The 22,361-nt window shown below is 69.2% G+C and carries 22 protein-coding genes; 13 read left to right on the plus strand and 9 right to left on the minus strand.

Going from position 1 to position 22,361, the window contains the following annotated elements; translation table 11 throughout:
- Window positions 1-546: 546 nt before the first annotated feature.
- The 3 genes from fabB to M8R19_RS27860 form a co-directional block, all read right to left on the minus strand.
- Complete coding sequence (gene fabB, locus M8R19_RS27850; RefSeq protein WP_249919543.1) at window positions 547-1,764, minus strand: beta-ketoacyl-ACP synthase I; 1,218 nt, start codon at window positions 1,762-1,764, stop codon at window positions 547-549.
- Window positions 1,765-1,775: 11 nt separating this feature from the next.
- Entirely contained in the window at window positions 1,776-2,291 is a 516-nt protein-coding gene (fabA, locus tag M8R19_RS27855) for a 3-hydroxyacyl-[acyl-carrier-protein] dehydratase FabA (protein ID WP_009618534.1), read from the minus strand.
- A 241-nt stretch (window positions 2,292-2,532) separates the two neighbouring features.
- Complete coding sequence (locus tag M8R19_RS27860) at window positions 2,533-4,461, minus strand: ATP-binding protein (RefSeq protein WP_043314254.1); 1,929 nt, start codon at window positions 4,459-4,461, stop codon at window positions 2,533-2,535.
- A 197-nt stretch (window positions 4,462-4,658) separates the two neighbouring features.
- Between M8R19_RS27860 and M8R19_RS27865 the strand changes: the two genes are divergently transcribed.
- From M8R19_RS27865 to sixA, 3 genes are read left to right on the plus strand one after another with little or no spacing between them, the layout of a single operon-like run.
- Window positions 4,659-5,681: an NAD(P)H-dependent glycerol-3-phosphate dehydrogenase gene (locus M8R19_RS27865; protein ID WP_009618538.1), complete on the plus strand. Its 1,023-nt coding sequence runs from the start codon at window positions 4,659-4,661 to the stop codon at window positions 5,679-5,681.
- Window positions 5,682-5,718: 37 nt separating this feature from the next.
- Window positions 5,719-6,045, plus strand: coding sequence for a DUF4389 domain-containing protein (locus M8R19_RS27870; protein ID WP_370311548.1), 327 nt, complete (start codon window positions 5,719-5,721; stop codon window positions 6,043-6,045).
- Window positions 6,042-6,506, plus strand: coding sequence for a phosphohistidine phosphatase SixA (gene sixA, locus M8R19_RS27875; protein ID WP_043272187.1), 465 nt, complete (start codon window positions 6,042-6,044; stop codon window positions 6,504-6,506). The genes M8R19_RS27870 and sixA overlap by 4 nt, the downstream gene beginning before the upstream one ends.
- Window positions 6,507-6,550: 44 nt before the next feature.
- On the opposite strand, the gene M8R19_RS27880 is transcribed toward sixA, so the two are convergent.
- A complete protein-coding gene (locus M8R19_RS27880; protein ID WP_074984920.1) occupies window positions 6,551-7,042 on the minus strand; it encodes an MgtC/SapB family protein in 492 nt (163 codons plus the stop codon).
- Between the two features lie 195 nt (window positions 7,043-7,237).
- Here M8R19_RS27880 and M8R19_RS27885 point away from each other — a divergent pair, with 195 nt between their 5' ends.
- The 8 genes from M8R19_RS27885 (at window position 7,238) to M8R19_RS27920 (ending at window position 15,030) form a co-directional block, all read left to right on the plus strand.
- Window positions 7,238-8,905 carry an AMP-binding protein gene (locus M8R19_RS27885; RefSeq protein ID WP_074984919.1) on the plus strand — a complete coding sequence of 556 codons (1,668 nt, stop codon included), beginning with the start codon at window positions 7,238-7,240 and terminating at the stop codon, window positions 8,903-8,905.
- Window positions 8,906-8,922: 17 nt separating this feature from the next.
- Complete coding sequence (locus M8R19_RS27890; protein WP_009618548.1) at window positions 8,923-9,351, plus strand: hotdog fold thioesterase; 429 nt, start codon at window positions 8,923-8,925, stop codon at window positions 9,349-9,351.
- 271 nt (window positions 9,352-9,622) lie between these two features.
- Complete coding sequence (locus M8R19_RS27895; RefSeq protein ID WP_249919544.1) at window positions 9,623-10,426, plus strand: AraC family transcriptional regulator; 804 nt, start codon at window positions 9,623-9,625, stop codon at window positions 10,424-10,426.
- Between the two features lie 39 nt (window positions 10,427-10,465).
- Window positions 10,466-11,107, plus strand: a complete 642-nt coding sequence (locus M8R19_RS27900) for a LysE family translocator (RefSeq protein ID WP_074984914.1) — start codon at window positions 10,466-10,468, stop codon at window positions 11,105-11,107.
- 109 nt (window positions 11,108-11,216) lie between these two features.
- Window positions 11,217-12,029 carry an alpha/beta fold hydrolase gene (locus tag M8R19_RS27905; RefSeq protein ID WP_249920243.1) on the plus strand — a complete coding sequence of 271 codons (813 nt, stop codon included), beginning with the start codon at window positions 11,217-11,219 and terminating at the stop codon, window positions 12,027-12,029.
- Entirely contained in the window at window positions 12,026-12,886 is an 861-nt protein-coding gene (locus M8R19_RS27910; protein WP_058072957.1) for an alpha/beta hydrolase, read from the plus strand. The genes M8R19_RS27905 and M8R19_RS27910 overlap by 4 nt, the downstream gene beginning before the upstream one ends.
- 191 nt (window positions 12,887-13,077) lie before the next feature.
- Window positions 13,078-13,890, plus strand: a complete 813-nt coding sequence (locus M8R19_RS27915) for a DUF4892 domain-containing protein (RefSeq protein WP_249919545.1) — start codon at window positions 13,078-13,080, stop codon at window positions 13,888-13,890.
- 72 nt (window positions 13,891-13,962) lie between these two features.
- Window positions 13,963-15,030 (plus strand): AI-2E family transporter, encoded by a 1,068-nt coding sequence (locus M8R19_RS27920; RefSeq protein WP_249919546.1) that lies wholly within the window; start codon window positions 13,963-13,965, stop codon window positions 15,028-15,030.
- 246 nt (window positions 15,031-15,276) lie between these two features.
- Here M8R19_RS27920 and M8R19_RS27925 read toward each other — a convergent pair whose 3' ends face one another.
- The 5 genes from M8R19_RS27925 to M8R19_RS27945 all read right to left on the minus strand — a co-directional run bounded on the left by M8R19_RS27925 (window position 15,277) and on the right by M8R19_RS27945 (window position 20,299).
- Entirely contained in the window at window positions 15,277-16,548 is a 1,272-nt protein-coding gene (locus tag M8R19_RS27925) for a CynX/NimT family MFS transporter (protein WP_249919547.1), read from the minus strand.
- 32 nt (window positions 16,549-16,580) lie between these two features.
- Window positions 16,581-17,225: a FadR/GntR family transcriptional regulator gene (locus M8R19_RS27930; protein ID WP_009618564.1), complete on the minus strand. Its 645-nt coding sequence runs from the start codon at window positions 17,223-17,225 to the stop codon at window positions 16,581-16,583.
- Between the two features lie 386 nt (window positions 17,226-17,611).
- A complete protein-coding gene (xopAW, locus tag M8R19_RS27935) occupies window positions 17,612-18,370 on the minus strand; it encodes an EF-hand domain-containing protein (RefSeq protein WP_249919548.1) in 759 nt (252 codons plus the stop codon).
- Between the two features lie 111 nt (window positions 18,371-18,481).
- On the minus strand, window positions 18,482-19,525 hold the full coding sequence (locus M8R19_RS27940; protein WP_249919549.1) for a sensor histidine kinase: 1,044 nt from the start codon (window positions 19,523-19,525) through the stop codon (window positions 18,482-18,484).
- Between the two features lie 24 nt (window positions 19,526-19,549).
- Window positions 19,550-20,299, minus strand: coding sequence for a response regulator (locus tag M8R19_RS27945; RefSeq protein ID WP_249919550.1), 750 nt, complete (start codon window positions 20,297-20,299; stop codon window positions 19,550-19,552).
- Between the two features lie 260 nt (window positions 20,300-20,559).
- On the opposite strand from M8R19_RS27945, the gene kdpF reads away from it, so the two are divergent.
- Both kdpF and kdpA read left to right on the plus strand, forming a co-directional pair.
- On the plus strand, window positions 20,560-20,649 hold the full coding sequence (gene kdpF / locus M8R19_RS27950) for a K(+)-transporting ATPase subunit F (RefSeq protein ID WP_009618573.1): 90 nt from the start codon (window positions 20,560-20,562) through the stop codon (window positions 20,647-20,649).
- Between the two features lie 8 nt (window positions 20,650-20,657).
- Entirely contained in the window at window positions 20,658-22,352 is a 1,695-nt protein-coding gene (kdpA, locus tag M8R19_RS27955) for a potassium-transporting ATPase subunit KdpA (RefSeq protein ID WP_249919551.1), read from the plus strand.
- The last annotated feature ends 9 nt before the right edge of the window (window positions 22,353-22,361 follow it).

Genomic DNA, 22,361 nt, shown 5'->3' on the forward strand with positions numbered 1-22,361 from the left:
GCATTCCCCTTGTAGGAGCGCGCCCTGCGCGCGATATCGCGGGCAGGGCCCGCTCCTACAGGGGGCGGGGCCATGGCGATGGGTATCGCTCAACGCCATCCTACGAGGGTGTGTCTCCTGCGCCCGTAGGAGCAATTGTCTACAGGCTGTAGTGCTCTTGGTAGGAGCGAGCTTGCTCGCGAACCGAGGTTTCAGGTCGACGCCAAACGTGCCGACAACGCCGAACGGCCCCCTCTCCCGCTTGCGGGAGAGGGCTGGGGAGAGGGAGCGGAGTCAACCCGAAACCCCGCTGATGCCGGCAAACACCGTTCGCGAGCAAGAACTAAGCGTCTCCTGCGAAAAGCAGAGCTGATGCGCAGGCGTAGGGCGCATAACGCCCCAAGCGTTATCTGCCGTCGGCTTCGGCACCAGGGCCATCGGCGGGTAACCGCGAACGGTTATCCGCCCTACGTGTTTCGCTTCCCTTCCGCGGGCCTTCGGCGACCAAGAAACGCAGACAACAAAAAAGGCGCCCCGAAGGGCGCCTTTTCCGTACCGAGCTAACGATCAGCCGTTGAAGCGGCGCAGCACCAGGGTGGCGTTGGTGCCGCCGAAGCCGAAGCTGTTGCTCATCACGGTGTCGAGCTTGGCGTTCTCGCGGGTCTCGCGCAGGATCGGCATGTCGGCGACTTCCGGGTCCAGCTCGTCGATGTTGGCGGAACCGGCGATGAAGTTGCCCTGCATCATCAGCAGGCAATAGATCGCCTCGTGCACGCCGGCGGCGCCCAGGGAGTGGCCGGACAGGCTCTTGGTGGAGCTGATGGCCGGGGCCTTGCCGCCGAAGACTTCGCGGATGCCGCGGATTTCCGCCACGTCGCCCACCGGGGTGGAGGTGCCGTGGGTGTTCAGGTAATCGATCGGGGTGTCGACGGTGGACAGCGCCTGCTGCATGCAGCGGATGGCGCCTTCGCCGCTCGGGGCGACCATGTCGTAGCCGTCGGAGGTGGCGCCGTAGCCGATGATTTCGGCGTAGATCTTGGCGCCGCGCTTGAGCGCGTGCTCCAGTTCCTCGACCACCACCATGCCGCCGCCGCCGGCGATGACGAAGCCGTCACGCTTGGCGTCGTAGGCGCGGGAGGCCTTTTCCGGGGTGTCGTTGTACTGGGTGGAGAGGGCACCCATGGCGTCGAACAGGCAGCTCTGGCTCCAGTGCTCTTCTTCACCGCCACCGGCGAAGACCACGTCCTGCTTGCCCATCATGATCTGTTCCATGGCATTGCCGATGCAATGCGCGCTGGTGGCGCAGGCCGAGGAGATGGAGTAGTTCACGCCCTTGATCTGGAAGGGAGTGGCCAGGCAGGCGGAAACGGTGCTGCCCATGGTGCGGGTGACGCGGTATGGGCCGATGCGCTTGACGCCCTTCTCGCGCAGGGTGTCGATGGCTTCCATCTGGTTCAGGGTGGAAGCGCCGCCGGAGCCGGCGATCAGGCCGGTGCGCGGGTTGGAGATCTGCTCTTCGGTCAGGCCGGAGTCCTTGATCGCCTGTTCCATCGCCAGGTAGGCATAGGCCGCGGCGTCGCCCATGAAGCGGAACACCTTGCGGTCGATCAGCTCTTCGAGGTTGAGGTTCACCGAGCCGGAGACGTGGCTGCGCAGCCCCATGTCGACGTACGACTGGTTGTGGCGGATACCGGCACGGCCGGCGCGCAGGTTGGCGGAGACGGTGTCTTTTTCATTGCCCAGGCAGGATACGATGCCCAGGCCGGTGATCACGACGCGACGCATGCGGATTACCCTTAGAAGCTGTCAGTGGAGGTGAACAGGCCGACGCGAAGGCCTTCGGCGCTGTAGATTTCGCGGCCATCGACGCTGACGCTGCCATCGGCGATGGCCAGGACCAGCGAACGGTTGATGGTGCGCTTGATATGGATGTTGTAGGTGACTTTCTTGGCGGTCGGCAGGACCTGGCCGAAGAATTTCACCTCGCCCGAACCCAGGGCGCGGCCGCGGCCGGGGTTGCCCTGCCAGCCGAGGTAGAAGCCGACCAGCTGCCACATGGCGTCCAGGCCCAGGCAGCCCGGCATCACCGGGTCGCCTTCGAAGTGGCAGGCGAAGAACCAGAGGTCGGGGTTGATGTCCAGCTCGGCGACCAGTTCGCCCTTGCCATACTTGCCGCCGACGTCGCTGATGTGAGTGATGCGGTCGATCATCAGCATGTTCGGGGCGGGCAGTTGCGCATTACCCGGGCCGAAGAGCTCGCCGCGGCTGCAGCGCAGCAGGTCTTCTCGGGTGAAGGCGTGTTGTTTGGTCATGCGAGCTCCTCAAAAATCCTGAACGGCAGGGCGAAATCGATCGTCCTGCGGCTCCGCGCGCCTCATTCTTGTAGCGGCGTCCTGCGGCAGCCTAGTCATAGACTATTGCCTGTCGGTTAAAGTCACAGCACCGGGCGAACGGTTGTTCACTTTCTTCCGGTGCCTCTGTTGCTCCAGCTGGGCGTGCATTTTGCCGATCAGCCTCGCAGGCCCACGAGTTTGGGCGAACAGGCCCCGCGGATCAACGCCCGGAGGTCAACCAGCGCTGCAGAATTTTCTGTAGATCAGCGCGCTTGAACGGCTTGGCCAGGTAATCGTCCATGCCTGACTCCAGGCACAGCTCGCGATCGCCCTGCAGGGCATTGGCGGTCAGGGCGATGATCGGCACCTGCTGGCGTCCGGGGAGTGCGCGAATCTGTCGCGTGGCCTCGTAGCCGTTGAGCAGCGGCAGGCGGCAATCCATGAGGATGGCATCGAATTCGTTGCGTTCCGCCGTGCGCACCGCCTGCGCGCCATCGCCGACCAGAGTGACGCGATAGCCGAGGCTGCGCAACATGGCTTCTATGACCGTTTGATTCACCGGGTTGTCCTCCACCAGCAGCACCGACTGGCCGGTGGCCTGCTCCGAAGCGCGCAGGGCGCGTTCGGCCGCTCCCAGGCTGCGTGCCTGGAAGGGTAGGGGAATCTCCAGGGTGAAGGTCGAGCCCAGGCCTTCCTCGCTGGATGCCTGCAGGGTGCCGCCCATGCGCTCGGCCAGGGTGCGGGCGATGGCCAGGCCCAGGCCGGTGCCGCCGTAGCGCCGCGAGGTGGACGAGTCGGCCTGCTTGAAGGCTTCGAACATGTGCTCCAGGCGTTCCGGGGAGATGCCGATGCCGCTGTCGTTGACCGCGCAGGTCAGCCACAGCACTTCATCGTCCAGGGCCTGCCAGCGGACTTCCAGACGGATGGCGCCTTCCTCGGTGAATTTCAGCGCGTTGCCCAGCAGGTTGACCAGGATCTGCCGCAGGCGCGTCGGGTCGCCCCGCACCTCCAGGTGCTCCAGCCCGGGCTGGACGTCCATGCGCAGCGTCAGGCCGCGCTGCTGGGCGCTGTGCTGGAAGGCCAGCAGCGAGCCCTGGATCAGCTCCAGCACGTTGAAGGGGATGCGCTCCAGCTCCAGAGCGCCGCGCTCGATGCGCGAGAAGTCGAGGATGTCGTTGATGACCTTGAGCAGGTGCTCGGTGGACTCGGTGGCCAGCGCCGTGTATTCGGCCTGCTCGTGGTTGAGTTCGGTGGTCTCGAGCAGTTGCAGCATGCCCAGCACTCCGTTCATCGGCGTGCGCAGCTCGTGGCTCATCATCGCCAGGAAGTCCGACTTGCTGCGGTTGGCCTGCTCGGCCTCCTCGCGGGCCGCCACCAGCTGGGCGATGGTGCGTTCCTGCTCCTTGCTGGCCTGCTGCAGGCCGCGCGCCAGGTTGTTGATGTGCCGTGCGAGGTCGCCGACTTCGCCGTTGTCCAGCACCGGCAGGCTGGTCTGGTAGTCGCCGGTCTGGATCGCCTGCACCGCGTTGGCCATGGTGCTGATCGGCGCCGCCAGGCGCTGCGCCAGGCGGCGGGCCAGCAGCAGCGTCAACAGCAGGGCGAAGAAGGCCAGCAGGCTGGCCTTGAAGAGGATTTCCTGCTGGCGTTCGCTGAAGGCGTCGTTGGCCATGCCCACCACCACGCGCCCCAGGTAGTCGGCGTCGCTGGCCGGCTGGTCCTGGCGGCCCGGTGTGTGGCGCAGCGTGGCGGCGTCGCCCGGCACCTCGGGGGCGACGTGCTCGCGCTGGATGGCGGCGTGGAACACCTCGATCTTGGGCGCGACCTGGCCGTTGTCGCTGGGCGGCTGCTCGGCGTAGACGAGGATCTCGTCATTGCGGTTGCGCACCTCGATGAAGCGGACGTGCGGCGTGCCCAGAGTGGTGCGCAGCAGGCTCTGCAGCACCGGCAGGTTGCCCGAAAGCACGCCATACTCCGCTGCCGGAGCGAGCTGGTTGGCGATGAGCTGGCCGGTGTGGTTGAGCTCCTGGCGCAGGTCCTGTAGGCGCGAATAGGTGAAGTAGCCGGTCAGCAGCAGGGTCAACAGCAACGCGGGGCCGAGGCTGATGGCGAGCATGCGGTTCTGGATGTTCCAGCCCTTGCGCGGAGTCATCGTGCCTCTCCGGCGGCTGGTCGATTCTGGCGATGGTGCGTGGCTTGCACGGAACGGCCCTGTTCTCGGTTTTCTACGGGGACGGATGTTAAACGAGGCGGGGCGCTTTGCCAGCGTGCGATGTGCACTGGCCGCCTGGCGGTGGCGCCTTATAATGCCCCAATCGCCGCCCGCGTGCGGCCCGTGATGGAAGTGACATGACTGAGCAGCAACCGATCGCTGTGCTGGGCGGCGGCAGTTTCGGCACCGCCTTCGCCAACCTGCTGGCGGAGAACGGCCAACGCGTGCGCCAATGGATGCGCGACGAGGAGCAGGCCGCGAGCATCCGCGCCCTGCGCGAGAACCCGCGCTACCTCAAGGGCGTGCGCATCCACGAGAACGTCGAGCCGGTCACCGACCTCGCAGCGACCCTGAACGATTGCGAACTCATCTTCGTCGCCGTGCCCTCCAGCGCGCTGCGCAAGGTGCTGGAGCCCTTCGCCGGGCAACTGGCGGGCAAGTCGCTGGTCAGCCTGACCAAGGGCATCGAGGCGCAGAGCTTCAAGCTGATGAGCCAGATTCTCGAGGAAATCGCCCCGGCCGCGCGCATCGCGGTCATTTCCGGGCCGAACCTGGCCCGCGAGATCGCCGAGCATGAGCTGACCGCCACCGTGGTCGCCAGCGAGGACGAGGCGCTCTGCAGCCGCGTGCAGGAAGCGCTGCATGGTCGCACCTTCCGCGTCTACGCCAGCGGCGACCGCTTCGGCGTCGAGCTGGGCGGCGCGCTGAAGAACGTCTACGCCATCATCGCCGGCATGGCCGCGGCCCTGGGCATGGGCGAGAACACCAAAGGCATGCTGATCACCCGCGCCCTGGCGGAGATGACGCGCTTCGCCGTCAAGCTCGGCGCCAACCCCATGACCTTCCTCGGCCTGGCCGGGGTGGGCGACCTGATCGTCACCTGTTCGTCACCGAAAAGCCGCAACTATCAGGTCGGCTTCGCCCTGGGCGAGGGCCTGAGCCTCGACGACGCCGTCGCCCGCATGGGCGAGACCGCCGAAGGGGTGAACACCCTCAAGGTGCTCAAGGCCAAGGCCGACGAGTTGGGCGTCTACATGCCGCTGGTCGCCGGGCTCTACGCCATCCTCTTCGGCGGGCGCACCCTGGCCCAGGTGATCCAGGCGCTGATGAGCGGCGAGCCGAAGACCGACACCGACTTCATTCCCACCAGTGGCTTCTGAGGAGATACCCATGTCCGCTGATCGTTTGGCCGACCGTATGAACAAGGAATCCCTGGCCCTGCGCATCCTCTGGATGCTGCTGTTCGCCCTGGTGTGGTACGTCGCGCAGATGCTGCTCGGCGCCGTGGTGGTGGTGCAATTGGTCTACCGCATCATCTACGGCGCGCCCAGCGCCAGCCTGCTGGCCTTCGGCGACAGCCTCAGCCAGTACCTGGCGCAGATCGGCCGCTTTGGCACCTTCAACAGCGACGAGAAACCCTGGCCCTTCGCCGACTGGCCGGCCGCCCGCGCCCCCGAAGGCGAGGCCGCCCACGCCGTGCCGCCGGCGCCGCACCCGGCGCGCGACGAGGAGCCGAAGTTGTGAGGATCTGGCTGCTGCGCCACGGCCAGGCCGAACCCCAGGCCCGCCGCGACGCCGAGCGGGAACTGACCGCCCATGGCCGCAAGGAAGTGCTGCAGAGCGCCGGGCACCTGGCCGGCCACCCGCTGGACGGCATCCTGGCCAGCCCCTACGTGCGCGCCCAGCAGACCGCCGAACTGGTGCGCGAGGCGCTGGGCTTCGACGGCGCGGTGGGCACCGCGCCCTGGCTGACGCCGGACGACGATCCTCGCGACGTGCTGCGCTTTCTCGACAACCGCAGCGAGCGCAACCTGCTGCTGGTCAGCCACCAGCCGCTGATCGGTTCCCTGGGCGGGCTGCTGGTGCACGGCAGCCGCGACGAGGCGCTGCCGATGGCCACCGCCTCCCTGGCCGAACTGGAAGGCGAGGGGCCGCTGGCGGGGCTGATGACGCTGGTTTCCCTCTACCATCCCGGACGCGGTTGACGGTTCCGCCAGGGCCCCTCGCGGGGCCTTGGCGTTTCTGCGGGTCAATTCGGTTTGTCGTCGTCCGTCAGGCTGACGTCATCGTTCGGCCCGCGTCCGGCCAGGCGCTGTTCCAGGCGGTTGCCCAGCACCAGGATCAGCAAGGTCAGCGCCAGGCCGACGGCGGCGGTCAGTACGTGCCCGGTGCCACAGGCCAGGCCGAGCATCGACGAGACCCAGATGGTCGCGGCGGTAGTCAGCCCCTCGACGCGGTAGCGGCGCTCGTGGTGGACGATGACCCCCGCGCCGATGAAACCGATGCCGGTGAGCACGCCCTGGGCCACGCGGCTGGCGGCATCCGCGGTGCCCGGCTGCAATTGCTGGATCACCGTGATCGCCAGCGCCGCGGCCAGGGCGGTGAGGGCGTGGGTGCGCAGCCCGGCGGGGCGGTGGTGCAACTGGCGGTTGAGGCCGATCAGGCCGCCGAACAGCGTGGCGCAGAGCAGGTTGAACAGCAGCGCCAACTCGGCCAGCGCGCTGTCGGTGATGAACGGCATGGGCAGCTTTCCACAGGGGTCTGCCGCTGCTTTTAGCAGTTCGCCGTCGGACGCGCCATGCGCTGCTGAAGCATCTCCCTACAAAAGTTCACATATCCCTTCTTGCCAGTCTGTAGGACGCATGGAATATTCGACCAAGCAAGTGCTTGGTTGATCTATCGCTACACCTCTAGAACAACAAAAAAGGAGGGGCATGTGGTCACTGAAATTCGTTCTCCGCTCGAGCAATTCCTGCAACGCGAGGCGCGTCACCCGGACAAGCGCTACCTGGTCCAGCCGTTGCCGGGCGGCCAGGTGCAGAGCCTCACCTGGGGCGAGGCCGGCGACCAGGCGCGGCGTGCAGCCGCCTGGCTGCGCAGCCTGCAACTGCCGCCGGGCAGCCGCGTGGCGATCATCTCGAAGAACTGCGCGCATTGGATCATCGCCGACGTCGCCATCTGGATGGCCGGGCACATCTCGGTGCCGCTGTACCCGAACCTCACCGCCGAATCGGTGCGCCAGGTGCTGAGCCACTCCGAGGCCACGGTAGCCTTCGTCGGCAAGCTCGACGACTGGCCGGCGATGGCGCCCGGGCTGCCGGCCGGGGTGCTCAGCGTGTCCCTGCCGCTGCATCCGGCAGGGCGCTTCGACCACAGCTGGGACGACCTGCAGGCCTGCGAGCCGCTGCAGGAGGTGCCGCTGCCGGACCCCGCCAGCCTCGCCACCATCATCTATACCTCCGGCACCACGGGCACGCCCAAGGGCGTGATGCATTCCTACGCCAACTTCGACTTCGCCGCCAGCCGCGCCATGCAACTGTTCGGCGTCGGCGAGGAGGACCGCCTGCTGTCCTACCTGCCGTTGTGCCACGTGGCCGAGCGGATGTTCGTGGAGATGGCTTCGATCTACGCCGGACAGACGATCTTCTTCGCCGACAGCCTGGACACCTTCATCGCCGACATGCGCCGCGCGCGGCCCACGGTGTTCTTCGGCGTGCCGCGGATCTGGACCAAGTTCCAGATGGGTGTCTACGCGCAGATGCCGGCGCAGAAGCTCGACCGCCTGCTGCGCCTGCCCATCGTCGGCCGCCTGGTCGGGCGCAAGGTGCTCGCCGGCCTCGGCCTGGATGCGGTGCGCTACGCCCTGTGCGGCGCGGCGCCGGTGCCGCCGGCATTGCTCGACTGGTACAGGCGCCTGGGCCTGAGCGTGCTGGAGGTCTACGGCATGACCGAGAACTGCGGCTACTCCCACGTGTGCCGCCCGGGCAAGCAGCGCGAAGGCTGGATCGGCCAGTCCAGCCCCGGTGTCGAGGTACGCATCAGCGACGAGGGCGAGGTGCAGGTGCGTAGCGGCGCGACCATGCTCGGCTACTACAAGGACCCCGAGCGCACCGCCGAGACACTCACCGAAGACGGCTACCTGCGCACCGGCGACAAGGGCGAGCAGGACGCCGACAGCAACCTGCGCCTGACCGGCCGGCTCAAGGAAATCTTCAAGACCGGCAAGGGCAAGTACGTCGCCCCGGCGCCCATCGAGAACCGCCTGGCGGTGCATTCGCGCATCGAGCAGATCTGCGTGGTCGGCGACGGCCTGGTGGCGCCGCTGGGGTTGTGCGTGCTGTCCGAGGTCGGCCGCCAGGAGGCCGCCAACGGCTCGCGCTCGCAGCTGGAGGAGAGCCTGCGGCAGCTGGTGGAGGAGGTCAACGGCGAGCTGGACAAGCACGAGCGCCTGGCCGGGCTGGTGCTGGTGAAGGAGGTGTGGAGCGTGGACAACGGCTTCCTCACGCCTACCCTGAAGATCAAGCGCAACGTGGTGGAATCCACCTACGGCGCGCGTTTCAACGAATGGGCCGAGCGCCGCGAAGCGGTGCAGTGGCATGACTGACTGCCGGGAGTGAATGCATGAGCCAGTGGCGCACTACGCCTGATCTGGAGGCGCTCAACGCCAACCTGAAGAAGACCATCGGCGAGGTCCTGGACATCCGCTTCGAGGCGGTGGATGACGACTCGCTGACCGCCAGCATGGTGGTGGACGCGCGCACCCACCAGCCCTACGGCCTGCTGCACGGCGGCGCCTCGGTGGTGCTGGCGGAAACCGTCGGCTCCACCGCCAGCTACCTGTGCATCGACACCAGCAAGTACTACTGCGTGGGCCTGGAGGTGAACGCCAACCACCTGCGCGGCCTGCGCAGCGGGCGGGTGACGGCGGTGGCGAAGGCGGTGCACCTCGGCCGCTCCACCCACGTCTGGGAAATCCGCCTGCATGGCGACGACGGCAAGCCCAGCTGCATCTCGCGGCTGACCATGGCCATAGTGCCGCTGGAGCGCTAGGCGATACGGAAGACCTGTAGGAGCGGGCCCTGCCCGCGATTTCGCGCGCAGGGCGCGCTCCTACAAAGAAATGGCGCGTGTGGGGCGGCGTAGGAGCGGATCTCATCCGCGAATCGCACCGATACGTTCGGCTATCGCGGACAAGGTCCGCTCCTACAGGGAAGCGCCATGCCTCACGACGGACCGTAGGAGCGGACTCCGTCCGCGATTCGCCTTCCGGCCGCGCAATTTTATCCAAGACCTGCCGGCGCCCGGGCGCTAGAGTAGGCCCATGGAACGCATCGAACACCACCGCAGCGGGCTGCCCGGCGTGCGCTACATCGACGCCGAGTACCACCGTTTCGCCTTTCCCCGGCACTTTCACCTGGACTACCACATCGGGCTGATGCTCGACGGTCGCCAGCGCTACGTGCACGCCGGCGAACGCTGCCTGGCCGGTGGCGGCGACATCCTGCTGATGAGCCCGGAAAGCATCCACGACGGCGCCAGCGAGGGCGACGGCGGCTACCGCATCCGCGTGCTGTCCATCGAGCCGCAGTGGCTGGAGCAGGCCGCGCGCAGCCTCAGCGACGGCCGTCAGGGCACGCCACGGCTGCTGGCCAGCCAGTTGCGCGACGAACAGCTGCGGCAGCAACTGCACGGTCTGCACCAGGTGCTGGCTGGTGGCGAGCGCCTGGAACAGGAAGGCCGGCTCTGGCAGGGCCTGGCCACGCTGCTCGGGCATGCCTCCAGCCTGCGCATCCGCGAGCCACGCCAGGGCTTCGACGCCGCGACCTGGCGACGCCTGCGCGACTGGCTGGAGTCGCGCCTGGAGAGCCCGCCGACGCTGGACGAGCTGGCGGCCTTCTGCGACCTCAGCCCCTGGCAGGTGCTGCGGCGCTTCCGCAACCACTGCGGGTTGCCGCCGCACCAGTGGCTGACCCAGCTGCGCCTGGAGCGGGCCCTGCCGCGGGTGCTCGCCGGCCAGCCGCTGAGCGAGGTGGCGCTGAGCCTGGGCTTCTACGACCAGGCGCACTTCAGCCGCCTGTTCCGCCGCACCTACGGACTGCCGCCGGCGCGCCTGCGCCAACGCTGATCCCACCCCGACATCCCCTTTCCCCTGGAGAATCCCGCCATGCAGGAGGCCCGCGTCTTGCTGACGCTCACCGCCGTATTCGCCGTCGCCCTGGTCAGCCCGGGCCCGGATGTCGCCCTGGTGGTGCGCACCGCCTTGCACCAGGGGCGCCGCGCCGGCGTACTCAGCGCCCTGGGCCTGGCCTGCGGCATCCTGGTCCACGGCACTCTGGTGCTGACCGGCGTGTCGCTGCTGCTGCGCCACTCACCGGTGTTGTTCGGCCTGCTGCAGGGGGCCGGCGCGCTCTACCTGGGCTGGCTCGGCATAGGCGCGTTGCGCGCCTGGTCGCGGCGTAGCGCGGGCGGGGCAGGGCGCCTGGACGGCGAGCTGCCGGCCTCGCCGCTGGGGCCCTGGCTGCGCGGCCTGGCCACCAACCTATTCAACCCCAAGGCGCTGGTGTTCTTCCTCGCCCTGCTCAGCAGCCTGATCCCGCTGGACATGTCCGCGCCCGGCAAGCTGGCGGTGGCGGCCATGCTGTTCTGCACCGGCTTCGCCTGGTTCAGCCTGCTCAGCGTGACCCTCACCCGCCCGGCGCTGCAGCAGCGCCTGCTGCGCGCGGTGCCGGTCATCGACGGCGCCTGCGGCCTGGTGTTCCTGCTGGTGGCCGGCGGCATCGCGCTCAGCCTGGCGCGGCAGTTCTGAGGCGCCCTGGCTTTTGGCCGGAGTGCCCTGGCCGGCAGTGGGCCGGGCCATTGTGGCCAGCCATGGCCTGGGGGAGAATTCCGCAGTCATCAGCACTGCGGTCACCGGCATGTCCCACGCGATCTTCTTCGCCCACGCCAACGGTTTCCCCTCGGCCACCTACGGCAAGCTGTTCCAGGCCCTGGCGCCGGAATTCGAGGTGCGCCACCTGGACATGCACGGCCACGACCCGCGCTTCCCGGTGAACGCCAACTGGGCGAACCTGGTGGACGAACTGCTGTTCCATCTCGAAGCCCAGGGCGCGCCGGTGTGGGGCGTCGGCCATTCCCTCGGCGGCCTGCTGCACTACCATGCCGCGCTGCGCCGCCCGGAGCTGTACCGCGGCGTGCTGATGCTCGATTCGCCGACACTGACCTTCGCCGACCAGTGGGTGATCCGCGCCGCCAAGCGTTTCGGCTTCATCGACCGCATCACCCCGGCCGGGCGCACCCTGGGGCGGCGCGAGGCGTTCGCCGACTTCGACGAGGCGCTGCGCTACTTCGGCGGCAAGTCGCTGTTCCGCCGTTTCGACCCGGACTGCCTGGCGGACTACGTGCGCCACGGCCTGGCCGCGAGTGGCCAGGGCCTGCGCCTGAAGTTCGACCCGCCCACCGAAATCAGCATCTACCGCAACGTGCCCCATGCCGCGCCGGGCAGCCCGCGGCGCCTGGCGGTGCCGTTGGCGCTGGTGCGCGGCCGCCACAGCCGGGTGGTGCTGCCACACCATGCCCGCGCGGTGCGCCTGGCGCCGCAGGGCGAATCCCTGTCGCTGCCCGGCGGGCACATGTTCCCGCTGGAGCGCCCGCGCGACACCGCCGAACTGATCAAGCAGGTCGTCGAGCGCTGGCAGCGCCGCGCCGAACAGGAGAATTCCCGCCCATGAGCGCCCAGGTCGAAGAGATCCGCCTGAACCTTCCGCACATCGAACTGGCCGCGCACCTGTTCGGCCCGGAGGACGGCAAGCCGGTGCTGGCCCTGCACGGCTGGCTGGACAACGCCATGAGCTTCGCGCGCCTGGCGCCGAAGCTGGACGGGTTGCGCATCGTCGCCCTGGACTTTGCCGGCCACGGCCACTCGGCGCACCGCGCCCCCGGGGCCAGCTACCTGCTGTGGGACTACGCCTACGACGTGCTGGCGGTGGCCGAGCAACTGGGCTGGGAGCGCTTCTCGCTGCTCGGGCACTCCATGGGCGCCATCGTCTCGGTGCTGCTGGCCGGCGCCATGCCCGAGCGCATCGAGCGCCTGGCGCTGATCGACGGCCTGGTGCCCTACACCGGCGAGGCCGACAGCGCGCCGGCCAAGCTGGGCGAGGCGCTGAAGGCGCAACTGGCGCTGCCGAACAAGCGCAAGCCGGTGTACGAAGCCATCGACCGCGCGGTGGAGGCACGCATGAAGGGCGTCGGCGCGGTCAGCCGCGAGGCCGCCGAACTGCTGGCCCGGCGCGGGCTGATGCCGGTGCCCGGCGGCTTCACCTGGCGCAGCGATGCGCGCCTGACCCTGCCTTCGCCACTGCGCTTCACCCGCGCCCACGCCGCGAGCTTCGTCCAGGCCGTGCAGTGCCCGGTCAGCCTGGTGCTGGCCCAGGGCGGCATGCTCTCTGCCGAGCCGGGCATCCGCAAGCTGATCGACGGGCGTCCCTTCGATGTGCACGAGCTGCCCGGCGGCCATCACCTGCACCTGGACGACGAAGCCGGTGCGCAGGCGGTGGCGGCGATCTTCCAGCCGTTCCTGGGCGCGTAGGCGCGGGGAAACACCCCGTTGCCGCACCCCGCTTGACTAAAGCGGGGCTTGCCACGACGCTGCATGGATCGCAGTCGGGAGATTCTGCATGATTCAGCTCTTCGCCACCGCCATGCCGGGCGGCCCCAAGGATTCCAGCGGCCCGGGCGTGCACGCGCCGCGGCGTGCGCAACGGAGGTGCGACGCCTGACATGCCTCGCCTTTCCCTGCTGCCCCTGGTGGGCTCGCTGCTCGCGGCCAGCGTCTTCGCCGCCGATGTTCCCGACAGCCACGACCTCGATGCGCTGCCGCGTTTCCCGAGGGCGGAGATCGTCGATTTCACCAGCGCCCCCGCCACCGAGCGCGTCTACCCGCTGGGGCCGATCAGCCGCATCAGCGGGCGCCTGCGCATGGAAGGCGAGGCGCGCGCCCTCGGCCAGCTCACCGCGCTGACCTACCGCCTGCCCGACGAGGACTCCAGCGCCAGCGCCTTCGCCGCTGCGCGCAAGGACCTGCTCCAGGCCGACGCCACCCCGCTGTTCTGGTGCGAGGGCCGCGACTGCGGCTCCAGCAGCCTGCTGGCCAATGCGGTGTTCGGCAAATCCAGCCTCTACGGCCCGGACGACCAGCAGGCCTACCTGCTGGTGCGCCTGGCCGCGCCGCAGCAGGACAGCCTGCTGGCGGTCTACGCCATCACCCGCGGCAACCGCCGCGCCTACCTGCACGCCGAGCAACTGGACGCCGGCAGCGCCCTGGGCGAACTGCTGCCCAGCGCCGCGACCCTGATGCGCCTGCTCAAGGCCAACGGCGAGCTGACCCTCAGCCACGTGCCCGCCCAGCCTGGCGGCGCCTGGCTCGACCTGCTGGTGCGCACCCTGCGCCAGGACACCGGCGTGCGCGTCGAGCTGGCCGGCGCCCATGCCGCCGACTGGCGCAGCGCCCTGACCGGCCAGGGCGTGCGCGATGCTCGCCTGGAGCTGGGCAGCGGCGAAGGGGACGGTCTGCACCTGACCTGGCTGCGCTGATTCGCCTACGCTGAAGCTGGGCGCGCCCTGTGCCCGGCTGCCGTTGCCGTACCGAGAAGGAGTCCGGCCCCGATGTTCGATAACCTGCTGTTGCGCATCCTCCTGGTGGTCCTGCTGGTCGCCACCCTGTGGGTGCTGGCGCCGTTCTGGACGGCGCTGTTCTGGGCCGCCGTGCTGGCTTTCGCCAGTTGGCCGCTGATGCGCCTGCTGACGCGCCTGCTGGGCGGCCGCGAGGCGCTGGCGGCGGGCGTGCTGACCGCTTTCTGGATCATCCTGGTGGCGCTGCCGCTGCTGGGCCTGGGCTTCGGCCTGGCGGACAAGCTGCGCGCCGGCGTCGAGCTGGTGAAGAACCTGCAGGTCTCCGGCCTGCCGCCACCGCCGAGCTGGCTGGCGCACACCCCGCTGATCGGCGACCGGCTGGTCGGCTGGTGGTACTCCATCGACCAGCAGGGGGTGGCCATCTTCTCGGCGCTCAAGCCCTACATGGGCGAGGTCGGCAACTGGCTGCTGGCGCGTTCGGCCAAGCTGGCCGGGGGCATCTTCGAGCTGGTCCTGAGCCTGGTGCTGATCTTCTTCTTCTACCGCGACGGCAAGCGCCTGGAGGCCTTCGCCTACCAGATGCTGGAGCGCCTGATCGGCCCGCGCGCCGAACACTACATGGACCTCATCGCTGGCACCGTGCAGCGGGTGGTCAACGGTGTGATCGGCACCGCGGCGGCCCAGGCGGTGTTGGCCTTCATCGGCTTCAGCATCGCCGGGGTGCCCGGCCCGATCCTGCTCGGCCTGCTGACCTTCGTCTGCAGCCTGCTGATGGTCCCGCCGCTGGTCTGGGGGCCGGCCACCGTCTGGCTGTTCTTCCAGGGCGAGTACGGCTACGGGGTGTTCCTGGGCATCTGGGGCTTCTTCGTTATCAGCGGCGTGGACAACATCCTCAAGCCCTACCTGATCAGCCGCGGCGGCAACCTGCCGCTGGTGGTGGTGCTGCTCGGCGTGCTCGGCGGGCTGCTCAGCTTCGGCTTCATCGGCCTGTTCCTCGGCCCCGTGCTGCTGGCGGTGGTCTACAGCCTGGTCAACGACTGGATCGAGAGCCCCAAGCGCGGCACGCTGCCGCCCGGCGGCCCGGGGGACAAGGCGCCCTAGGCCAGCTGTGCAGAAACCTGTAGGAGCAGGCCCTGCCTGCGATTCGCGCGCAGGGCGCGCTCCTACAGGGGGATGGCGTGGGTGGGTCATCCGCGAATCGCGCCGGGATGTCCGGCTATCGCGGACAGAGTCCGCTCCTACGATTCCAGGACGCACGGCTTTTCGTAGGAGCGAGCTTGCTCGCGAACAAGCCCCGCTGCGATGCCTGTTCGCGAGCAAGCTCGCTCCTACAGGAAGGCGCCGTGCTTACCCGCGTGCCGCCTCGGCCGGGAGCGCCTCGCTGCGCACGCCGACCAGCCGGTCGCGGCCGGCACCGAGGCCGGCCACCAGGGCGCCCAGGCTGATGGCGATGAAGATGACGCCCACCGCATTCCAGCCGTCGCTCAGATCGTGCACCAGGCCGACCAGAAAGGGCCCCAGGGCAGCCAGGGTGTAGCCCACGCCCTGGGCCATGCCGGACAGGTGCGAGGCGACGTGGGCGTCGGGCGAGCGCAGCACGATCAGCGCCAGGCCGATGCTGAAGGTGCCGCCCTGGCCCAGGCCGAGCACCACCGCCCACAGCCACAGGCTGCCGCTGGGCGCGTAGAGCAGGCCGAGCAGGCCGGCGAGGGTCAGCGCCAGGACCAGGAACACCACCAGGCGCTGGTCGCGCCCGCGGGTGCCGAGCCAGGGCGCGCCCAGGGCGCTGAGCAGCTGCACCATCACCGAGCCGGACATCATCAGCCCGGCGGCCGTCGGGCTCAGGCCGCGGTCGATGAGGATCGACGGCAGCCAGCCGAACACGATGTAGGCCAGCGACGACTGCAGGCCCATGTACAGGGTCACCTGCCAGGCCAGCGGGTCGCGCCACAGGCCGCGGACCTGGAAGGCCTGGCGGTGGGCGTGCTGGGCCTGGCGCGTCTGCGGCAGCCAGACCAGCGCGGCGAGCACCGCCGGCAGGGCCCAGGCGGCCAGGGCCGGCTGCCAGCTGCCGCCGAACAGCCCGGCCAGGGGCACGCTGGCCCCGGCGGCCAGGGCCGCGCCCAGGCACAGGGCCATGGTGTAGACGCCGGTCATGATCCCGGCGATATGCGGGAAGTCGCGCTTGACGATGCCCGGCAGCAGCACGCCGATGATGCCGATGCTGGCGCCGGCCACCAGGCTGCCGAGGAACAGCCCGGCGATCGGGAACAGGCTGCGCAGGACGATGCCGGCGGCCAGCAGCAGGAGGATAACCAGCACCGCCCGCTCGGCCCCCAGGCGTCGCGCCAGGCGGGGCGCCAGCGGGGCGAACAGGCCCAGGCAGAGCACCGGCAGGGTGGTCAGCAGGCCAGCGGCTGCGGCTGACAGGCCGGTGTGCTCGCGCACGGTGTTCAGCAGCGGCGCCAGGCTCGACAGCGCCGGGCGCAGGTTCAGCGCCACCAGCACCAGGCCGAGCAACAGCAGCCAGGGCCGCACCGGTGCGGGTGTAGGGGCGGGGGCTTCGTCGATCTCGGCGTCGATCAGCAGTTCGTCGGCGTGATGTTGTTGTTGGGACATGGTGGCGATCGCAAGGCAGTGGGAAGGGGAAGTCAGATCAGCAGCGCGCGGTTGGCAGCCGCGGCCGCCTCGGCGTCCTGGCGCTCCAGGGCGTCCAGCAGTTGCTGGTGCAGCTCGAAGGCCGGTTGCGGGCGGCCGGGTTCGCTGATGGTGTGTTGCAGGCCGGCGCGGATGACCTGGGAGAAGTAGCGGTACAGCTCGCTCAGCAGCGGGTTGTGGGCGCTGTCCACCACGCGCTGGTGGAAGGCCAGGTCGTGCTCGACGTAGGCCTGAAGGTCGCCGCCGAAGTGCTGCGCGCTGAGCGCCAGGGCCTGGCGCAGGGCGGCCAGGTCGGCGTCGCTGCGGCGCAGGGCGGCCAGGCGCGCGGCCTCGACCTCGATTACCCCGCGCGCTTCCAGGGCCTGTTCGATGGAGCCGCGGGCCAGGGCCAGCATGGTGTCCAGCGGGTCGGCGCAGGCGCGCACGTAGGTGCCGTCGCCCTGGCGCACTTCCAGCACGCCGGAGAAGGTCAGCACGCGCACCGCCTCGCGCACGGTGTTGCGGCTCATGCCGAGGATTTCCGCCAGCTCCGGTTCCGGCGGCAGGCGTTGGCCGAGGGCCCAGGCGCCGCTGTCGATGCGCTGGCGGATCTGCTCCAGGGCGATGTCGACCAGGGAGCGTTTGAGGGGATTGGCCATATAGACATCCAATCATCGGATGATTAGGCCGGACAGGCTACTGCAGCGGTGGGGGGCTGGCAAGGCGCGGATCGTCCCCCTGCAGGAGCGCGCCCTGCGCGCGATTCGCGGGCAGGGCCCGCTCCTACAGGGTTACGGCCCGATGAAAACGGCGGATAACGCCGTACGGATTGGGCCGACCGCGGACGGAGGCGGACACGGCTTCTCGTAGGAGCGAGCTTGCTCGCGAACGAGCCCCGCAGCGGAGTTTGTTCGCGAGCAAGCTCGCTCCTACAAAGAGCATCTCGGTGCAACCTGCAAGACCCGTAGGATGGGTGGAGCGAAGCGATACCCATCGCCATTGCCCGATGGGTATCGAAAGCGCCCCGGCGCAGCCGGCAGGAGGCTCAGGCAGCGATATTGAGCAGGCTACCGCTGGTGTTCTGGTAGCTGGCGGCGCTGCTGTCCTGGTAGTGCCTGGCCAGCATGGCGAGCATCTGCTGCACGGCTTCGGCGCCGGCCGAGCCGCTGTTGGTGCTGGATGTGTCGCTGCTGGTGCTGCTGGCCAGGCTGCTGTCGGTTTCCCCGGAAGCGGGCGGCGGAGGCGGTGGCATGTCGCCCTGGGCCTGTTGCAGGGCGCTGCTCAGTTCGTCCTGGCTGATGCTGCCGTTGCCGTCGCTGTCCAGGGCGCTGAACAGCTCGCTGCTGTCGGTGCCGGAGGCGCTGGCGGCGCTGAGTTCGTCGCTGCTGATGCTGCCGTCGCCATCGCTGTCCAGGGACGACAGCAGGTCGCTGGCGGCTTGCTCGGAGGAGGGCGGCGGCGGAGGCGGCGGCATGTCGCCCTGGGCCTGCTGCAGGGCGCTGCTCAGCTCGTCCTGGCTGATGCCGCCGCTGCCGTCGCTGTCCAGCTGGGCCAGCAGCGAGTCGATGTCGATGTCGCCGCTGTCGCTGCCGGAGGCGGACAGGGCGCTGTCCAGCTCGCTGGAGCTGACGCTGCCGTCACCGTCGCTGTCGAGGGACTTGAACAGGTCGGCGGCGAATTTCTGCGCCTTGTCGCTGCTGCCGCTGGTGCTGGTTGTAGTGCTGGAGCTGCTGGCGCTGCGCTGGGTGCTGGCGAGCGCGGCGCTGCTGTAATAGCTGCTGTAGCTGCTGACTCCGCTGATCATCGGACTGCCTCCATGAGGTTATAGGTCCGGAACTGGAGTTCCGGTCCTGGCAGATTCGATGGGCGCCTTGTCGGCGGTATGTGCGCTTTGTATGCGGCGGCCGACAAAGCCTCAGGCGCGCGGCAGGCGCAGCACCGCGGTGGCGCCGCCGCCGGGGGTTTCCTCGAAGTGCAGGTCGCCGCCGTGGCGCCGCGCCGCCTCGCGGGCGATGGCCAGGCCCAGGCCGACGCCGCCGGAGTTGCGGTTGCGCGAGCCTTCCAGGCGGAAGTAGGGTTCGAACACCTGCTCGCGCATTTGCGCGGGGATGCCCGGGCCGTGGTCGCGGACGAGGATTTCCACCTGCTGGCCGCTGTCGCGCAGTATCAGCTGCACCTCGCCGGCATAGCGCAGGGCGTTGTCCAGCAGGTTCGACAGGCACGAGCGCAGGGCCAGCGGCTGCACCTTCAGCGGCGCGCACTGGCCTTCGACGCTGACGCGGGCGCCGTGCTCGCAGGCGTCCTCGGCCAGTGATTCGACCAGGGCGTTGACGTCGAACCACTGCAGCGCCTCGCTGGTGCGCTCCTGGTGCAGGTAGTGCAGGGTGGAGTCGAGCATGCCGATCATCTCGCCCAGGTCCTGGGCGAAGCGCGCGCGCAACTGCGGGTTGTCGATCTCCTCCACGCGCAGCTTCAGGCGCGACAGCGGCGTGCGCAGGTCGTGGGACACCGCCACCAGCATGCGGCCGCGCTGCTGCACCTGCTCGCGGATGCGTTCGCGCATGCGGTTGAAGGCCTGGGCCGCCTGCCGCGCCTCGCGCGAGCCGGTCTCCGGCAACGCCGGGCTGTCCAGGTCCTCGCTCAGTTGCAGCGCGGCGTCACCCAGGCGCTGTACCGGGCGCGCCAGCTGGCGCGCGCCGAACCAGGCGGCGGCGATCAGCGCCAGCAGCTGGAAGGCGAAGGGCGCGCTCCAGAACGGCAGGTGCGGCGGTGGCGGGGGCGGCGGGCCGTGCCCGGCGAATTCATGGGGCGGCGGAGGCGGCGGAGGCGGTGGCGCCGGATGATGGAAGTGGCTGAACCAGACGAATGCCAGCAGGTGGGCGACCACGATGGCCAGCAGGAACACGCCGAACAGGCGGGCGAACAGGGTGTCGGCGAGCTGCAGCGAGCGCTTCTTCATCTGGCCTCCTTGGCCGGGCCGGCGTCAGGCGATGTCACGGACGTCGAACAGATAGCCTTCGCCGCGCACGGTCTTGATCAGCCGCGGCGAGCGCGGGTCGTCGCCGAGCTTCTGGCGCAGGCGCGAGACCAGCAGGTCGATGCTGCGGTCGAAGGCCTCGATGGCGCGGCCGCGCGCGGCGTCCAGCAGCAGTTCGCGGTTGAGCACCCGGCGCGGGCGTTCGAGGAACACCCAGAGCAGGCGGAACTCGGCGTTGGACAGCGGCACCACCAGGCCGTCCGGGGAGTGCAGTTGGCGCAGCACGCTGTCCAGCCGCCACTGGTCGAAGCGCACCTGGGCGCGCGGTTCGTTGCGCGCCTCGTCGCCGCGCACGCGGCGCAGGATGGTCTGGATGCGCGCCACCAGCTCGCGCGGCTCGAAGGGCTTGGCCATGTAGTCGTCGGCGCCCAGTTCCAGGCCGATGATGCGGTCGGCCGGCTCGCAGCGCGCGGTGAGCATGAGGATCGGGATGTCCGACTCGCTGCGCAGGTAGCGGCACAGCGACAGGCCGTCCTCGCCGGGCAGCATCAGGTCCAGCACCACCACGTCGAAGTTTTCCTCGGCCAGCGCCTGGCGCATGCCCGCGCCGTCGGCCACGCCGCGTGCCTCGATGTTGAAGCGCGCCAGGTAGCCGCAAAGCAGTTCGCGGATCGGCTCGTCGTCGTCCACCAGCAGGGCGCGGATGGTCCAGCGGCGCTGGCTGTCTTGGCTGGAGGAGGGGCTGGAGGGAAACATGCGGTACCTGTCGCTGGGAGCGCCCGGGGCGCGGGGTCAATGCTAACCCGCCGTCGCACGGGGGGCCACGGTAGGCAAGGTTGACGGCAACGGATATCGACAGAGTGTCGTCAATGTATCAGCGCACTTACAAAGTCATGCCATAGCGCTTCTTTACGCTTTCTTTATGCCCGCCGGAAGCCCCGCCAATCGCTTCTTTACGCCCGCTTTGCGGAGACTTTTCCCATCGCGAGGATTCGCCTGCGTGAGGAGAGACAGACATGAGCGTGCTCGACGGGGTGTCCCTGGTCCTGGCCACGGGACTTTTCATCTACCTGCTGGTGGCGCTGCTGCGCGCCGACCGTTCCTAGGGGGCTGAATGAACAGCCATGACGTGCTGCTGATCGCCGCCTTCTTCGCCCTGGTGCTGCTGCCCGCGCCGCTGCTCGGGCGCTTCTACTACAAGGTGATGGAGGGCGAGCGCACCTTCCTCAGCCCGGTGCTGGCGCCGGTGGAGCGCCTGGTCTACCGCGTCTGCGGCATCGACCCGCGGGCCGAGCAGGACTGGAAGACCTACACCCTGGCCATGCTCGCCTTCAACCTGGCCGGCCTGGCCCTGCTGTTCTCCATCCTGGTGGGGCAGGGCGCGCTGCCGCTCAACCCGCAGCACCTGCCGGGCCTGGAGTGGACCCTGGCCTTCAACACCGCGGTGAGCTTCGTCACCAACACCAACTGGCAGGCCTACAGCGGCGAGGCGGCGCTGAGCTACCTGAGCCAGATGCTCGGCCTGACCGTGCAGAACTTCGTCAGCCCGGCGGTGGGCCTGGCGGTGCTGGTGGTGCTGGCCCGCGGCATCGCCCGCAAGTCCACGCAGAACCTCGGCAACTTCTGGGTCGATCTGACCCGCGCGACCCTCTATGGCCTGGTGCCGCTGTGCCTGATCCTGGCGCTGCTGCTGGTGTGGCAGGGCGTGCCGCAGACCTTCCTGGACTACGTCCACGCCACCACCCTGCAGGGCGCCGACCAGTCCATCCCGCTGGGCCCGGCGGCCAGCCAGATCGCCATCAAGCAGCTGGGCACCAACGGCGGCGGCTTCTTCGGCGTGAACTCGGCGCACCCGTTCGAGAACCCCACGGCCTGGGCCAACCTGTTCGAGCTGGCGTCGATCATCCTGATCCCGGCGGCGCTGGTGTTCACCTTCGGCCACTACGTCAAGGACCTGCGCCAGAGCCGCGCCATCCTCGGCTGCATGCTGCTGCTGTTCGTCGTCGGCCTGGGCGTCGCCCTGTGGGCCGAGTACCAGCCCAACCCGGCGCTGGCGCACCTGCCGATCACCCAGGGCGCGCCCCTGGAAGGCAAGGAGAGCCGCTTCGGCACCACCGCCAGCGTGCTCTGGGCGGTGACCACCACGGCCGCTTCCAACGGCTCGGTGAACGCCATGCACGACAGCCTCAACCCGCTCAGCGGCCTGGTGGCGATGTTCAACATGATGCTCGGCGAGGTGGTCTTCGGCGGCGTCGGCGCCGGCCTCTACGGCATGCTGCTGTTCGTCCTGGTCGCGGTGTTCCTGGCCGGCCTGATGATCGGCCGCACCCCGGAATACCTGGGCAAGAAGCTGGAGGCCCGCGAAGTCCGCCTGCTGGTCGCCACCCTGCTGGTGATGCCGGTCGGCGTGCTGGTGCTCGGCGCCATCGCCGCCAGCCTGCCGGGCCCGGCCGCCTCGGTGAGCAATCCCGGCGCCCATGGCTTCAGCCAACTGCTCTACGCCTACACCTCGGGCACCGCGAACAACGGTTCGGCGTTCGCCGGCTTCGGCGCCAACACCCCGTTCCACAACCTGATGATCGCCCTGGCCATGCTCATCGGCCGCTTCGGCTACATCGTCCCGGTGCTGGCCATCGCCGGCAGCCTGGCGGCGAAGAAGCGCGTGCCGGTGGGGCCGAACAGCTTCCCCACGCACGGCCTGCTGTTCGTCGGCCTGCTGGCGGCGACCATCCTCCTGGTCGGTGGCTTGAACTTCCTGCCGACCCTGGTTCTCGGCCCGGTGGCCGATCACCTGACCCTGGGCTTCTGAGGAACCGAT

It is taken from the genome of Pseudomonas sp. R3.Fl, from assembly GCF_023516765.1.
Taxonomy (GTDB): Bacteria; Pseudomonadota; Gammaproteobacteria; order Pseudomonadales; family Pseudomonadaceae; genus Pseudomonas; species Pseudomonas citronellolis.

What these genes read in the sequence shown, in the direction of transcription:
- fabB (WP_249919543.1), bottom strand. Translation starts at nt 1,764, where the DNA reads ATGCGTCGCGTCGTGATCACCGGCCTGGGCATCGTATCCTGCCTGGGC.
- fabA (WP_009618534.1), bottom strand. Translation starts at nt 2,291, where the DNA reads ATGACCAAACAACACGCCTTCACCCGAGAAGACCTGCTGCGCTGCAGC.
- M8R19_RS27860 (WP_043314254.1), bottom strand. Translation starts at nt 4,461, where the DNA reads ATGACTCCGCGCAAGGGCTGGAACATCCAGAACCGCATGCTCGCCATC.
- M8R19_RS27865 (WP_009618538.1), top strand. Translation starts at nt 4,659, where the DNA reads ATGACTGAGCAGCAACCGATCGCTGTGCTGGGCGGCGGCAGTTTCGGC.
- M8R19_RS27870 (WP_370311548.1), top strand. Translation starts at nt 5,719, where the DNA reads ATGAACAAGGAATCCCTGGCCCTGCGCATCCTCTGGATGCTGCTGTTC.
- M8R19_RS27880 (WP_074984920.1), bottom strand. Translation starts at nt 7,042, where the DNA reads ATGCCGTTCATCACCGACAGCGCGCTGGCCGAGTTGGCGCTGCTGTTC.
- M8R19_RS27890 (WP_009618548.1), top strand. Translation starts at nt 8,923, where the DNA reads ATGAGCCAGTGGCGCACTACGCCTGATCTGGAGGCGCTCAACGCCAAC.
- M8R19_RS27895 (WP_249919544.1), top strand. Translation starts at nt 9,623, where the DNA reads ATGGAACGCATCGAACACCACCGCAGCGGGCTGCCCGGCGTGCGCTAC.
- M8R19_RS27900 (WP_074984914.1), top strand. Translation starts at nt 10,466, where the DNA reads ATGCAGGAGGCCCGCGTCTTGCTGACGCTCACCGCCGTATTCGCCGTC.
- M8R19_RS27905 (WP_249920243.1), top strand. Translation starts at nt 11,217, where the DNA reads ATGTCCCACGCGATCTTCTTCGCCCACGCCAACGGTTTCCCCTCGGCC.
- M8R19_RS27910 (WP_058072957.1), top strand. Translation starts at nt 12,026, where the DNA reads ATGAGCGCCCAGGTCGAAGAGATCCGCCTGAACCTTCCGCACATCGAA.
- M8R19_RS27915 (WP_249919545.1), top strand. Translation starts at nt 13,078, where the DNA reads ATGCCTCGCCTTTCCCTGCTGCCCCTGGTGGGCTCGCTGCTCGCGGCC.
- M8R19_RS27920 (WP_249919546.1), top strand. Translation starts at nt 13,963, where the DNA reads ATGTTCGATAACCTGCTGTTGCGCATCCTCCTGGTGGTCCTGCTGGTC.
- M8R19_RS27925 (WP_249919547.1), bottom strand. Translation starts at nt 16,548, where the DNA reads ATGTCCCAACAACAACATCACGCCGACGAACTGCTGATCGACGCCGAG.
- M8R19_RS27930 (WP_009618564.1), bottom strand. Translation starts at nt 17,225, where the DNA reads ATGGCCAATCCCCTCAAACGCTCCCTGGTCGACATCGCCCTGGAGCAG.
- xopAW (WP_249919548.1), bottom strand. Translation starts at nt 18,370, where the DNA reads ATGATCAGCGGAGTCAGCAGCTACAGCAGCTATTACAGCAGCGCCGCG.
- M8R19_RS27940 (WP_249919549.1), bottom strand. Translation starts at nt 19,525, where the DNA reads ATGAAGAAGCGCTCGCTGCAGCTCGCCGACACCCTGTTCGCCCGCCTG.
- M8R19_RS27945 (WP_249919550.1), bottom strand. Translation starts at nt 20,299, where the DNA reads ATGTTTCCCTCCAGCCCCTCCTCCAGCCAAGACAGCCAGCGCCGCTGG.
- kdpF (WP_009618573.1), top strand. Translation starts at nt 20,560, where the DNA reads ATGAGCGTGCTCGACGGGGTGTCCCTGGTCCTGGCCACGGGACTTTTC.
- kdpA (WP_249919551.1), top strand. Translation starts at nt 20,658, where the DNA reads ATGAACAGCCATGACGTGCTGCTGATCGCCGCCTTCTTCGCCCTGGTG.